Here is a 13,406-nt window from a genome sequence, read left to right as displayed (position 1 = left end):
GAAAATATGCCAATAGAAAGTAAAGAAGAATTTTTAAATTTAATCAAGCAAATCGAACAAAGGATTAATTATAAAAAGCCTAAAGCTTTTGCTATAGCAAGACTTGATCTAAGTCAAGTTGATCCTAGTAAAAAACTTCAAGCTAATTTTGGTGTGATTAATTTTGAGCAAAATTATGCCGCTGCAGCTGTTATGTTTGAAGCTTTTTTTAGAAGAGGGGTTGATGTTGATTTTAATGAAAGTGAGTTTGTGGCTACTTTGATTAAAGAAGATTTGGATTTTGCACTTGAATGCTTTGCACCATTTTTACAAGAGCAAGGTCATAAAAATATAGAAGCAATTAAAGCAGCAAAGGAAAATTTTAGAGAAAATGCTTTTTCTTTTGTTTGTATTTTTGAAGATGAAGCACCAAAAAGCTTAGAAAGTGTGTATTTAAAACTTTATTTGCTTTCAAATAAAAAAGTACCTTTGAGAAGTTTAAATTTAACAGGTGCTTTTGGGATTTTACCAAATGTTGCATGGAGTGACAATAAGCCTATTGATTTGGACTTTTTAAGAGAAAATGAGATTGATTTAAAAATGAGTGGAAGGTATCCAAGGATTGATTATGTAGATAAATTTCCAAGATTTTTAGCTCATGTTATTCCTGAGGATAATACTAGAATTTTAGAAAGTTCTAAAGTAAGAATGGGGGCGGTTTTAGCTGCAGGTACTACTATCATGCCAGGGGCTGCTTATGTGAATTTTAATGCAGGTACAACTGGAGCTTGTATGGTAGAAGGGCGTATTAGTTCATCAGCTGTTGTGGGCGAAGGTAGCGATGTAGGAGGCGGTGCTTCTATACTTGGTGTTTTAAGTGGTACAAGTGGTAATGCTATTAGTATTGGTAAAGCTTGTCTTTTGGGCGCAAATTCGGTTACAGGAATTCCTTTAGGGGATAATTGTATCGTTGATGCAGGCATTGCTGTTTTAGAAGGGACTAAATTTGCTTTAAAAAATAAAGAAGAACTTCAAAAAATCAATCCTGATTTTAAATTTGACAAAGATATATACAAAGGTTTAGAATTGGCAGGGCTAAATGGCTTACATTTTAGACAAGACTCTCAAAGTGGAGTGATGATAGCAGCTTTAAACAAAAAAGCTGTAAAACTTAATGAAGATCTACATTAAATTCTTAGCCCTTATGGGTTAAGAATTTTAAAACTCACGTTGTAGATTTTAAATTAAACTATAGATATTGTAAAAATGATTTTTAGTATTTAGTTTTTTTAGTGAAAAATCCTACATAAAAGCTTGAGCTGAATACTTATCTAAATAATATTTTGTGATGATCATTTTTCAATGATATATTTTTGTTTAAAAATACATTGAGTTGCTATAAACTATAATTATAAAATAGTACTTAAGCGAACTTGGAATTTTATAAGAGTAGTTTCTCTTGGGAAGTTAAATTTGTTTTTTGACTTAAAGCAATAAAGCTTTGTAAGTCAAAAAACATTATAAATTCTTACATAGAGCAAGTATTTTGGATAGTTGAATTAAGCATCCAAAGAACTTTTTCATATTTTGCGATATTTTCTTGAGCAAATGCTGCAGTTGTAGTATCGCTTGCTTTTTCAGCTTCTTCATTTAATTTTTTAAATTCAGCTAAAAGATATTTATAATCTTCTCTAATAAATTCTAAAACTTCTACAGGAGTAAAGCAATCTTTACCATTTTCTAGTTTTGGGCTTTTTGCATTTTCCATTAAAACTTTTTGGCAAGTAATAGCTTTTTCTCCAAGTTGTAAAACTCTTTCGGCGCAATCATCAAAAAGTTCTGCCATTTCTTCATAAGCTTTTTCTGTATATTCATGAATTGAAAAAAACTGTAAACCTTTTACATTCCAATGATAATTATGAAATTTAACCCATAAATGATGAGCATCTGCTTGTAATTGTAATAATTGTTTTGTTACTGACATGTTATCTCCTTTTTTTATTTTTAAAATTATAACATAAAATTCTTAAATAATAATTATTATTATCTAATAAATTTTAATGTTAATAATTATTATATTTTCATTATACTCTTTTTTTACAATAAAGCAAATTTATTTACTTAATATATTTTTGAGTATTAATTTTCCCACCTCTACGCCAGGTTGATCATAAGTGTTAATTCCAAGCATAATGCCACATGCAGAAGTAAATAACTCATAATAATACATCAAATACCCACAGTGATAAGCATCTAATTTCTCAAGTTCTATTACATCAACACTTAAATTTTCAGCAATTAATGCATGCATGGTTGCATCGCATTGCGCGTTTAAAAGATTATGTAAATTAACTTCATTAGTAAAATCACAATTTTGCAAATGATTAAAGCTTATATTCGGGATACTAGGAGATTTTTGACTATCTTTGATTTTTAAAAAAGTAACAGTTTTATCTTTGGGTCCATCCATGATAAGTTGTAAAAAGCTATGCTGATCTCTAGCACCAATTAAAGCAATAGGAGTTAAACCTATGCGTTTAAAGCCTTGTTTTTTACCTAGACTTTCAGCAATTAGTTGAATATACCATTCATTAAAACCTTTAAAAGCATCCCCATAAGAAAAAAGCACATTAATATGTGCACTTTTATGTGTGCAGTAATGATAAGCCTTTTGCAAAATTTGATCACATTTTTTCTCAAAAAAATCCACATAACAAGCTTTTGCACCTTCTAATAAGGCTTTAGTATCATAGCCACAAAAGCTCAAAGGAACAATACCAATAGCAGATAAAACACTAAATCTACCACCGACATTTTTAGGTATAAAAAAGCATTTTATGTTTAATTCTTCTCCTAGTTTGTGAAGTTTTGACTCAAAATCAGTAATAAACACAAAATTTTTGTGTAAATTTTCATTTTTAAAATCAAAATGAGCAATGATGAGTTTAAATAAAGAAATCACTTCTATAGTTGTACCTGATTTGCTTGCTATGATGAAAAGTGTTTTTTTGGGATTTATTTTTTGCATAGTTTGGGTAAAAGTATGTGAGGAAGTATTATCTATGATGAAAAGTTTTTTTTCTTCTACTTGATCAAATAAAAGCTCTTTTAAAGCTTTAACCCCACAACTTGATCCACCCATGCCCACTAAAACGATATTTTCTATATGAGTTTTAGTTGCGATAAATTCTTTACTTTCTTTGATTAAATCAAAGCTTGTATCTACTAAGTGATAATACCCTATATCGCCACTTTCTAACTCATCATTCATTCTATTTGCATAAGCGGTAATTTTTTTAAAATCTTGGGTTTTAAAAAATAAAGTATTATTTAGCATTTTTACTTTTCTCATAAAAATAATTTGTCGCCTCAACAAAGCCTTCTACGCTTCCACAATCAAACCTTTTTCCTTTAAATTTATAAGCTAAAACCATATTATTAGTTGCTTGTGAAAGTAATGCATCAGTTAGTTGAATTTCTCCGTTTTTACCTGCTTTAGTATTTTCTAAAATACCAAAAATATCAGGCGTTAGAATGTATCTTCCTATGATAGCTAAGTTGCTTGGAGCATCTTTTGGATCAGGTTTTTCTACCATAGAATTTACCATGATCAAATCCTCTTCCACAGCATTTCCTGCTATAACCCCATAGTTTGAAACTTGATCAGCTTCAACTTCCATCACAGCTATAACAGAGCAGCGGTATTTTTCATAAATTTTTACCATTTGAGCTAAGACATTTATCCCATCTTCATTTACACATAAATCATCTGCTAAAATAACTCCAAAAGCTTCATCTTGCACTAAAGGCTTTGCTTTTAAAACCGCATCTCCTAAGCCTTTCATTTCATTTTGTCTTGTAAAAGTAAAAGTGCAGCGATCTATGAGTGTTCTTATTTCACTTAAAAGATATTCTTTTTTAGTACCTGCGATTTGGTGTTCAAGTTCATAAGAAATATCAAAATAATCCTCCAAAGCTCTTTTTCCACGCCCTGTAACAAAGCCCATGGTTTCCATACCAGCTTCTAAAGCCTCATCTACACCATAATGAATTAAAGGCTTAGTTAGTATAGGTAGCATTTCTTTAGGTAGGGTTTTTGTAGCAGGTAAAAATCTAGTACCATAACCTGCTGCAGGAAAAATACAAGTTTGAAGCATAGTTTATCCTTAAATTTTTATAAGTTGTTTTGATTATAATTTTATTTAAATATTATAACTAATTTAAGGAAAAAATGAAAACTATTGATCAAATTTATCAAGCAAAAATAGAAATCAAAAAATCAACTTTTTTGTCGTTTTTATGTCCTTTTGAAGATTTTCAAACTTTAATGCAAAAGCTAAGAAATGAGCATTTAAAAGCCGTGCATTTTGTATATGCTTATAGGTATTTAAATGAATTTGATCAAATCATAGAAGATAAAAGCGATGATGGTGAGCCAAAAGGAACTTCTGCTATGCCTTGTTTGAATGTCTTAAGAGGGGCTTTACTTGTTAATTGTGCGGTGATTGTGGTGCGTTATTTTGGAGGGATTAAACTTGGTACAGGTGGTCTTGTAAGAGCTTATAGTGAAGCTACAAATGAAGCTATTTTAAATGCGATGCTTTTAGAATTTGAAGCTAAAAATATTTTAAGTTTAAACATTCCTTTTTATCTTTATGCAAGATTTGAGCATTTTTTAAATAAAAATAACATTTCTTATGAAAAAAAATTTCAAGAAAATGTTGAGTTGGTTTTAAGTGTTAATGTAAAAGAAGAAGAGGAATTTAAAAAATTTGCAAAAGAGTTTGAATTTAGTGGACTTATTTGGAAGTAAGCGTTTGCTTACTTCTTTTCATAAAGAATTTAAAAGATCTTTTACCATATCTTTTTGTGGCTCTTGTTTTTCTTCTATATTAGCTTGCATAGGAATTTCGTTTTGTCCTCTAAAACGATAATTATAAATATTTGACATATTTGAGCTAAAAATTCCTGTGCTAAATTGATCTTGACTCATGGCTTTTGAAAAAAGCTCATCAAGTTTTATACTTTGCTCGTTTAAATTTTCGCTATTGTTTTGACTAAGTAAAGACATAAAGTCTTCATTAGCTCCTTGAGTGCTTTTATAGGCACTACTTTGACCATATCCATACTCTTTAACCGATAAATTATCATGGTTAACTTGCATGTTTTCTCCTTTCAAAATATTACAAGGAAAAAACAAGCAAAAATCATTCCTTAATCACCATGAGTTGGGTAGTATTCAGCTTCTATTTCATTGTTTTTGATAAACTCTTCTCTAGCTTTGTTACAGCGCTCATCTCTTAGTTTTCTATAAGCATTTCTACTTTCTAATTCTTGAGAAGTTAAAGGGCGATCTTCTAAAAATGAAATGTGAAAATAAGTATCATCTTCTTTGCTGAATTTTTCATAAAATTCAACATAGTCAAAATAATCTTTTTCACTTTGAAAATCAATACTTTCTTCTACATAAATAGTTGGGCCAAAACCTCTGTGATTTTGAGTAAAATGTCCAAAACCAGCTGCATATTTTATCTTAAACGAATTCATTCTAAACCTCCTAAAAATTCGTCATAACTTCCTTTAAAGTCTGTTAATTTCCCATCTTCTAAAAACCATATACGATTAGCAAAAGCGCTAATTAGCTCTCTATCGTGGCTTATGCATATCACACAACCTTTGAAATTATACAAGGCTTCGCCTAATGCAATGATACTTTCAAGATCTAAATGATTATCCGGTTCATCTAAAAGTAAGAAATTTCCACGTTCTAACATTAATTTTGAAAGCATTAAGCGGTGTTTTTCGCCCCCACTTAAACTAGAAGCCATTTTTTCTTGATCGCTTCCGCTAAAGAGCATTCTACCAAGACATTTGCGAATTTCATCCAAATCTTTGAATTTTTCACTCATTAGCCATTCATAAAGTTTCAAATCTTCATTAATTAAATTCGTTGTATCTTGTGAAAAATATCCCATTTCTATGGTAGCACCAAGGTGAATATGACCACTATCAGGTTCTAATTTTGATGCAATGATTTTAGCTAAAGTGCTTTTTCCAACACCATTTGCTCCGATTAAGGCTATTTTATCACCTTTTTCTAATTTTAATTCTAAATTTTCAAATAAAGTTTTATCATAAGCCTTGCTAATACCTTTTAATTCTAAAACTTCATTTCCTATTTCTCTATTTGTTCTAAAAACTATGCTAGGATCACGCCTACTTGAAGTTTTAATCTCTTCAAGTTCAAGTTTTTCTAAAGCTTTAGCCCTACTTGTAGCTTGTTTGGCTTTTGAAGCATTAGCGCTAAAACGGCGTATGAAATTTTCTAATTCTTCTCTTTCTTTTAAGGTTTTATCACGTTTGAGTTCAGCTTGTTTAGCAAGTAAGGTTGAAGCCATATACCAATCATCATAATTTCCAGCAAAATCACGTATTTGTTTAAAATCTACATCTAAAATTCTTGTACAAACTTTATTTAAAAAATGTCTATCATGGCTAATTACTACTAAAGTTCCCTCATGTCTTAAAAGCTCATTTTCAAGCCAAGAAATAGCTTCTAAATCAAGGTTGTTTGTAGGCTCATCTAAAAATAATACATCAGCACCTAAAAATAATACTTGAGCTAATAAAACTTTAAATTTATCCGCACTTTGTAAAGTACTCATGAGAGCATTAAAATCTTTAATATTTAAAGAGCTAAGAATTTTTTCACATCTAAGCTCGCAATCATAGTTTGGATCTTCTTCTGCTGTTATGATTTCAAGCTCGCTTAATCTATCATTGATTTCATCGGTAAATTCTTCACTCATATAAAGTTTTTCTTTTTCTTTTAGTGTATCATATAATCTTTTATTTGCACACATTACCGCATCTTTGATAGTGTAGTTTTCAAAAGCAAATTGATCTTGTCCTAACACTGCGATTTTTAAATTTGGATCTATGCAAATTTCTCCACTGCTTGATTCTATTTCGCCTGAGAGAATTTTTAAAAAAGTTGATTTTCCTGCGCCATTTGCGCCTATAAGTCCATATCTTTCACCACGGTTTAATTTTAAATTTACATCTTCAAATAAAAGCTGATTTGCAAAACGCATAGTGAGATTTTTTACTTCTACCATAATTTTCCTTAAGAATTTTCTAGATATTGTAGCGAAAAACTTTTGAATGAAGAAGGGCTTGAATCAAGTCAAACCTAAAATATCATACTAAAGAAAAGATTTAATCGTTTTGTAAAGCTCTTCAGAACACTGCTCTACATATTTCTCCATTTTTGTCTGTAAAAATTTCCCATTTTCCTCATAAAACTCACTCTTAATTAGGCTTTTAAACTCTTTAACTCTCGCTTGAGTATTTTGCTCTAAGTATTGTTTTATAATTTCACAAGTTTTACCCCTTGTGCGATATGCAACTATAAAAACATCGAAGCACTTTACACCTTGCTCCAAAGCTTCCTTATTTAAGAGCTCAAATTTATTTACAAGTTCCAAATCATCACCAGCTGAGCAAAAAGACACATATTGATCTTTAAATTCTACTATGGCTATAAAATCTCCTTTTTCATAATATTTAAAATATCTTATCAAAGGCTTCTTTTCTAAGGTACGTAAAAATGCACGAGAAATGCTTGCAGTTTTTCCTGTGTTAGCTGCACCTTGAAGTGTAATTAACGCGTTAAAATTCATCATTATTTATTCTTGTTTATCTTCATTTTCTATATTTTGTATCAAATCCATAATTTGATAAAAATTATAACTATAAGCCAAATCATCAGCTCTTGTAATATCCCAAATCCATAAAATTATAATTAAGATTTTTAAACCGATTAAAATTGCACCTCCAAATACAAATGCAATCCCTGCGAATTCACTTTGGAGTCCATTAAACACAATCCGTGGAAGAATAAGTATAGCAACCAAAAGAAATATTCTTATCCAACCTGCAACTTTTCGCCCAGTCATAAATCTAGCAATTCCAAAAGCACCGAAAAAAAATGTTAAAAATCGTAATTTTGGTGCTTCTTTTAAATTTAGTTTATCTATCCTACTATCAAATTGCTTTAATTGTTCGCTAGAAAATTTTCCAAGCTTTTGTTCAATTAAATCTAATTCATAATCACCACCAATAGCCCACGCAATGTTTGCTATCGAATCCACTTTATCCACAAAAAACTCCTTTTTAAAAAATGATATTAAATTATTCCACAATTTAGCTTAATTAATATTGAAATAATCAATATTAATTAAATAAAACATAGAATATTTCAATTGTTTTTAATAAAGAATTTTTAATGTAAAATCAGCCCATAAGTATTTAAAAATTTAGGGTAGCTTATGGCAAAAAAGAGCAAACGCGATATGGCATATGAATTAGATATTGATGTTAGCACTTTGTATAATTGGAGAAAATACAAACCTAATTTATATCGCATCGTTATGCTTGGCTTTAAATTTGATGAACTTTTGGAAAAAAATAAAAAAAATTATGAAGAGCTACTTGAGATAAATCAAACCATACAAGATGAAATTGCAAAATTTAAATAAAAACAATTTAATGATTTTAATATATTTATTAGCTTTTTAATTTCATAAAGTTTTATTTTAAAAGTTTTTTCGTGTTATCATTTGTTGCTTTGAAATTTAACTATCTAAGATAAATTACATTATTTTTTACTAAGCATATTTCAGGCATATTTATTTTAATTTCTATTTTTATTTTACTTATAATATGTATTAAAAAAATAATTCAAAATTGTTGTATAATTTTTAAAATTATTTTTAAATTAAGGTTATTTGATTGAGTTTAGTTTTATTATCTTTTTTACCTTCTTTTAGTTTTGTTTTGGAATTTTTAGCTTTATTTTTAGCTTATTTTTTTAAGCAAAATAAGATTTTTTTCTTGCTTTTGTTGATTTTATGTGCTAGGGCTTTATCTTTAGTGGCAAGTGAATATCAAGCGCATTTGTTTATCTCGGTATTTTTACCTTTTTCTTTTGTGCTTTTTGTTTTTTTGCAAGATAGTAAGCTTGTTTTTGAAAGAATTAATTTTATTAAATTTGCGTATTTAGCCTTTATGGGTTTTGTAGCGTTAATACTTAGCACAAGTACTAATTTTAATGCAAGCATTACAAGTGAAATTTTTGGCCTTTCAACGCAATTTTTTAAGCCTATTAGCGAGTTAAGCTTTTGTGTGTTTTGGGTAGGAATGATATTTTTATTATTTTCATATTTTAAAAATAATGATTTTCATTTTTTGCTAGCTTATATGGGCTTGAGCGTGCAATTTTTATTTTACAATAGTGTTGATTTGGGTTATTATGAATTTGCTTCTTTGGTGTTGATAGGATTTTTAGTGTATAAAGCTTATAAAATAGCCTTTTTTGACACTTTAACCAATTTGCCAAATTTAAAGGCCTTAAGAAGATATGCCCAAGGACTTGAAAATTTTCATTTAGCCTTGATTGAAGTAAAAAATATCAATGAAATTTATCATCAAAAAGACTCAAAAATGGGCGAGTTTATAATGCATGAATTTGCTAGGATTTTAAAAAAAGCTTTACATGCTAGGGTTTTTAAAGATGATAAGGATTATTTTATTATTGTATTTGAAAATGAAAATATAGCTTTTGTGCAAAGCAAGCTTCAAATGCTTGAAAATTTTATGCAAAAATATTGTTTTGAATTTAAAGAACAAAATGTAAAGTTAGAAATTAAACTTTGTTTATCAAGTAAAAATGAAAACATAGAAGAAAGTTTAAAACAAGCAAAATTAGAACTTAGAAGACAAAAGGATTAAAATGTTAGATTTGATTTTTAGAGAGTATGATATAAGAGGGCTTTACCCAAGTGAGTTAAATGAAAAAAGTGTAAAAGCTATAGGCTATGCTTTGGGTTTAGAAATGAAATCAAGGGGTTGTGAGAAAGTAAGCGTAGGCTATGATGCAAGATATAGTGCAAATGAACTTTTTAACTATTTAATCAGCGGTTTAAATAAAGCTAATATGCAAGTTTTCAATATAGGCTTAGCACCAACTCCTATGGGGTATTTTAGTTTATTTTTTGATGAAATTTTTGATGCAAATATCATGATAACAGGTTCGCATAATCCAAAAGAATACAATGGCTTTAAAATAACGATTAATAAAGAAAGTTTTTTTGGTGCTGATTTGAAAAAGCTTTCTTTAAAAGTGCAAGAGTATTTAGAACTTGAAATCAATGATGATTTAAGATATGAAAATTATGATATTAAAAGCTTATACATAGACTTTTTAGCTAAACATTTTTCACATCTTAAGGGCTATAAAGAAAAAATCATTATTGATTGTGCAAATGGAGCTACTGGAGTGATTATAAAGCCTTTGGTGGAAAAATTAAATCTTAATGCACAAATTTTATTTGAAAATCCTGATGGAAATTTCCCAAATCACGCGCCCGATCCAACAGAGCTTGAAAATTTGCACGCATTGCAAGTTGCGCTAAAAGAAAATGAAAATGCAAAAATGGGCTTTGCTTTTGACGGAGATGGAGATCGCTTGGTGGTTGCAAGTAAAGATTATGCATTTAAGGGCGATGAGCTTTGCTATTTATTTGCTAAAAATATAAAAAATCCTAGAGTTTTAGGTGAAGTAAAATGTTCTAAAAACCTTTTTGATGAGGTAGCTAAATTTGGTTTTATCATGATGGGTAAGACTGGACATTCTAATATTAAAAAAATGATGAAAGAGCAAAATATCGACATAGCAGCAGAGCTTAGTGGGCATATTTTCTTTAAAGATAGATATTTTGGTTATGATGATGGAATTTATGCATTTTTAAGAACCTTAGAGCTTTTGGTAAATGGTTTTGATATAGAAAAATTAGTTAAAGAATTACCAAAACTTTATGCAAGTGAAGAGATTAAGCTTAAGGTTAGTGAAGAAAATAAATTTCAAATCATAGAAAAATTTAAAGAAAAAATAAAAGCAAATGCTTTTGAAAATGTGCTTGATTGTAATGAAATTGACGGAGTTAGAATTACCTTTAAAGAAGGCTGGGCGCTTTTGCGTGCTTCTAATACAAGTCCATATCTTATCATGCGTGCTGAAGCTACAAGTGCTGAATTTAAAGACTTTTTAGAAGCAAGAGTAAAAGAACTTTTTGAAGAAATCATAAAAGAGCTTGCATAAGCTCTTTTATATCAATATTTTTTGTGTATAAATATGCTCTTAAGAGTTTAGGGATTTTTGCTTTTCTATAAATTTCTTTAAATTCTTTTGACATTTTCTCACAACTTACAAAAGGAAAAATCAAAACTTTTTCTTGTATGTAAACAATGCCTATTTTATGCGAAATTACTCCATCGCCTTTTAAAGCTTCTTGTCTTTGTTTAGCACTTAAAAGTATTCCAAGTTTTTTAAAGCATTTTGCGATTAAACTTTCATCTTTATGAGTAATGTAAATATTTTTAAATTCACAAATATTTTCTTCTTTTAAGTCTTTTTCTAAGTATTTAAAGCTCTTTTTTACTCCATTTGGATAAAGCTTTAAAAACTCATTGGCAAAATTTTTGCGTATGAAATTTCTAAAATATTTTTCATCATCATTACTCTCATCATGAAAATAAGCGATATTGTTGTCTTTTAGGTAGTTTGAAATTTCTTCTTTTGGAATTTCAAGCAAGGGTCTTATGATAGTAAAATATTTTCTTTTTTCAATATCTTTAAAACCAAGTAATTCTCTAAGTCCTGCGCCTTTGGAAAATTGCATTAAAAACCATTCTAGTTTATCATTTAAATGATGAGCTAGTAAAAGATTATCATAAGAGTGATTTTTGCAAAGTTCTTCAAAAAATTCATAACGCAAAGCTCTTGCACAAGCTTCGAAATTTTTTGTTATCTTGGGTGCGGTTTTGATGTAAATTTTTTTATGAAAACGCTTGGCTAATTCTTTAGCACTTTGCTCTTCTTTATCACTATTTTTGCGAGTTTTGTAGTTTATAAAAGCAAGATCAAAATCTATATTTTTTTCTAAAAGCATGAAAAATAAAGCACTAGAATCACTCCCGTGAGAAAATGCTAAAAGATTTTTCCCTTGCTTTAAATGATTTAAATATTTGCTATCAATCATCAAACTTTCTTAAGGCTTTTGCAATGAGTTTTTTATCTAAGCTCTGCGTGATTTCACACTCATAAAGCTCGCCCATTTCTAAATTTCCACAATCACTTTCATTGATGAGAATTTCTCCATCAATATTTCTATCCCAACGCAAATCTTTTGCACCGATGAAAAATTCTCCTTCAGAGCTTTGACCTTCACAAAATGCTAAGGTTTTTTTACCAACTTGTTGATTAAAGCTTTTTTCTATGCAATCATCAACGATTTTTTCTATTACTTTTAATCTTGCATTGATGATTTTACTAGGAATTTGTTCCATTTCAAAAGCTGCGGTATCTTCTTCTTTAGAATAAGCAAAAACACTAATTCTATCAAAATCAAATTCTTTTATAAAAGTGCATAATTCTTCAAAATCCTCATCACTCTCTCCAGGGTGTCCTACTATAAAACCTGTGCGTAAAAATGAATTTGGAGCTTGTTTCATTAAATTTAAAAGTTCGATTAATTTTGCTTTGTTAGCTCCGCGTTTCATGATTTTAAGCATATTATCACTGATGTGTTGTAAAGGTATATCAAAATAATTTACAAAAACTTTTGACTGAATGATTTTTTCTATCACTTCTTTACTAATGCTTGTTGGATATAGATATAAAATTCTAGCAGCCTTTACACCTTGGATATTTTCTATAGCTTCAATAAGCTTTAAAAGTCCATCTTTTTGACCTTGATCAAACAAATACGAGCTTGTATCTTGAGCAATAAAAGAAAAGTCTTTATAGCCTTTTTTAACAAGTTCTTTTACTTCATTTATAATACTTTCTAAGCTTCTTGATTTAAGTTTGCCTTTAAAACTTGGTATAGCGCAAAATGAACATTTTTGATTGCACCCTTCAGCTATTTTGATAAAAGCATGATAGTTTGATCCTGTGATCACACGATTGGTATTTTTATCTTGTAAGTAAGTAGAATTTGAAAATAGATTAGTTTTTTTAAGTATCATTTCATCAATTTTTTCATAATCTCCCACACCGGTAAAAAGATCAACTTCAGGTAGTTCTTTCATTAATTCTTCGCGGTAGCGTTGCATTAAACATCCTGTTACAACTAACAATGAATCTTTTTTTCTTTGCTCGTGTAAGTCTAAAATCGCATTTATGCTTTCTTTTTTAGCGCTATCTATAAAACCACAGGTATTTACAATCAAAACATCAGCTAAGCTTGGCTCATCACAAATATCATAATCACTTAATCTTCCAAGCATGATTTCACTATCAACTAAATTTTTATTACAACCTAAAGACATTAAAAAAAGTTTTGGCATATTTCTCACTTTAAATG

At 29.1% G+C, this 13,406-nt stretch carries 15 protein-coding genes; 5 read left to right on the top strand and 10 right to left on the bottom strand.

Annotated features, from left to right (window positions below):
* The first annotated feature begins 6 nt into the window (after nt 1-6).
* A complete protein-coding gene (locus L8V85_RS03950) occupies nt 7-1,170 on the top strand; it encodes a tetrahydrodipicolinate N-succinyltransferase N-terminal domain-containing protein (RefSeq protein ID WP_114640023.1) in 1,164 nt (387 codons plus the stop codon).
* 337 nt (nt 1,171-1,507) lie between these two features.
* On the opposite strand, the gene L8V85_RS03945 is transcribed toward L8V85_RS03950, so the two are convergent.
* From L8V85_RS03945 to galU, 3 genes are all read right to left on the bottom strand, one after another.
* Nucleotides 1,508-1,963, bottom strand: coding sequence for a Dps family protein (locus L8V85_RS03945; RefSeq protein WP_133319614.1), 456 nt, complete (start codon nt 1,961-1,963; stop codon nt 1,508-1,510).
* Nucleotides 1,964-2,092: 129 nt separating this feature from the next.
* Nucleotides 2,093-3,316, bottom strand: coding sequence for a glucose-6-phosphate isomerase (locus L8V85_RS03940; RefSeq protein WP_133319690.1), 1,224 nt, complete (start codon nt 3,314-3,316; stop codon nt 2,093-2,095).
* On the bottom strand, nt 3,306-4,136 hold the full coding sequence (gene galU / locus L8V85_RS03935; RefSeq protein WP_133319613.1) for a UTP--glucose-1-phosphate uridylyltransferase GalU: 831 nt from the start codon (nt 4,134-4,136) through the stop codon (nt 3,306-3,308). The genes L8V85_RS03940 and galU overlap by 11 nt, the downstream gene beginning before the upstream one ends.
* Nucleotides 4,137-4,210: 74 nt before the next feature.
* On the opposite strand from galU, the gene L8V85_RS03930 reads away from it, so the two are divergent.
* Nucleotides 4,211-4,792 carry an IMPACT family protein gene (locus L8V85_RS03930; protein ID WP_263665784.1) on the top strand — a complete coding sequence of 194 codons (582 nt, stop codon included), beginning with the start codon at nt 4,211-4,213 and terminating at the stop codon, nt 4,790-4,792.
* Nucleotides 4,793-4,810: 18 nt separating this feature from the next.
* On the opposite strand, the gene L8V85_RS03925 is transcribed toward L8V85_RS03930, so the two are convergent.
* The 5 genes from L8V85_RS03925 to L8V85_RS03905 all read right to left on the bottom strand — a co-directional run bounded on the left by L8V85_RS03925 (nt 4,811) and on the right by L8V85_RS03905 (nt 8,141).
* Nucleotides 4,811-5,143, bottom strand: a complete 333-nt coding sequence (locus L8V85_RS03925) for a hypothetical protein (RefSeq protein ID WP_263737506.1) — start codon at nt 5,141-5,143, stop codon at nt 4,811-4,813.
* A 50-nt stretch (nt 5,144-5,193) separates the two neighbouring features.
* A complete protein-coding gene (locus L8V85_RS03920) occupies nt 5,194-5,526 on the bottom strand; it encodes a hypothetical protein (protein ID WP_039617462.1) in 333 nt (110 codons plus the stop codon).
* Nucleotides 5,523-7,097 (bottom strand): ABC-F family ATP-binding cassette domain-containing protein, encoded by a 1,575-nt coding sequence (locus tag L8V85_RS03915; protein WP_263737505.1) that lies wholly within the window; start codon nt 7,095-7,097, stop codon nt 5,523-5,525. Before L8V85_RS03915 ends, L8V85_RS03920 begins: the two co-directional genes overlap by 4 nt.
* Before the next feature lie 87 nt (nt 7,098-7,184).
* Complete coding sequence (locus L8V85_RS03910) at nt 7,185-7,664, bottom strand: hypothetical protein (protein WP_133319609.1); 480 nt, start codon at nt 7,662-7,664, stop codon at nt 7,185-7,187.
* A gap of 3 nt (nt 7,665-7,667) precedes the next feature.
* Complete coding sequence (locus L8V85_RS03905) at nt 7,668-8,141, bottom strand: hypothetical protein (RefSeq protein WP_133319608.1); 474 nt, start codon at nt 8,139-8,141, stop codon at nt 7,668-7,670.
* 168 nt (nt 8,142-8,309) lie between these two features.
* Between L8V85_RS03905 and L8V85_RS03900 the strand changes: the two genes are divergently transcribed.
* From L8V85_RS03900 to L8V85_RS03890, 3 genes are all read left to right on the top strand, one after another.
* Nucleotides 8,310-8,519: a hypothetical protein gene (locus tag L8V85_RS03900; RefSeq protein WP_039662706.1), complete on the top strand. Its 210-nt coding sequence runs from the start codon at nt 8,310-8,312 to the stop codon at nt 8,517-8,519.
* Nucleotides 8,520-8,772: 253 nt separating this feature from the next.
* The gene (locus L8V85_RS03895; RefSeq protein ID WP_133319607.1) at nt 8,773-9,771 is read left to right on the top strand and encodes a hypothetical protein; all 999 of its coding nucleotides are present in this window, start codon (nt 8,773-8,775) and stop codon (nt 9,769-9,771) included.
* Nucleotide 9,772: 1 nt separating this feature from the next.
* Complete coding sequence (locus L8V85_RS03890) at nt 9,773-11,140, top strand: phosphomannomutase/phosphoglucomutase (protein WP_263737504.1); 1,368 nt, start codon at nt 9,773-9,775, stop codon at nt 11,138-11,140.
* Here the strand turns inward: L8V85_RS03890 and tilS are convergent.
* Nucleotides 11,121-12,083, bottom strand: coding sequence for a tRNA lysidine(34) synthetase TilS (gene tilS, locus L8V85_RS03885; RefSeq protein WP_263737503.1), 963 nt, complete (start codon nt 12,081-12,083; stop codon nt 11,121-11,123). The genes L8V85_RS03890 and tilS overlap by 20 nt on opposite strands.
* Nucleotides 12,073-13,389: a 30S ribosomal protein S12 methylthiotransferase RimO gene (gene rimO / locus L8V85_RS03880; protein ID WP_263737502.1), complete on the bottom strand. Its 1,317-nt coding sequence runs from the start codon at nt 13,387-13,389 to the stop codon at nt 12,073-12,075. Before rimO ends, tilS begins: the two co-directional genes overlap by 11 nt.
* Between the last annotated feature and the right edge of the window lie 17 nt (nt 13,390-13,406).

The sequence above is a fragment of the Campylobacter sp. IFREMER_LSEM_CL2090 genome, assembly GCF_025771865.1.
GTDB lineage: Bacteria > Campylobacterota > Campylobacteria > Campylobacterales > Campylobacteraceae > Campylobacter_D > Campylobacter_D lari_D.
The sequence above is the reverse complement of the archived record's forward strand: the minus strand, read 5'-3'. Positions and strand labels throughout refer to the sequence as shown.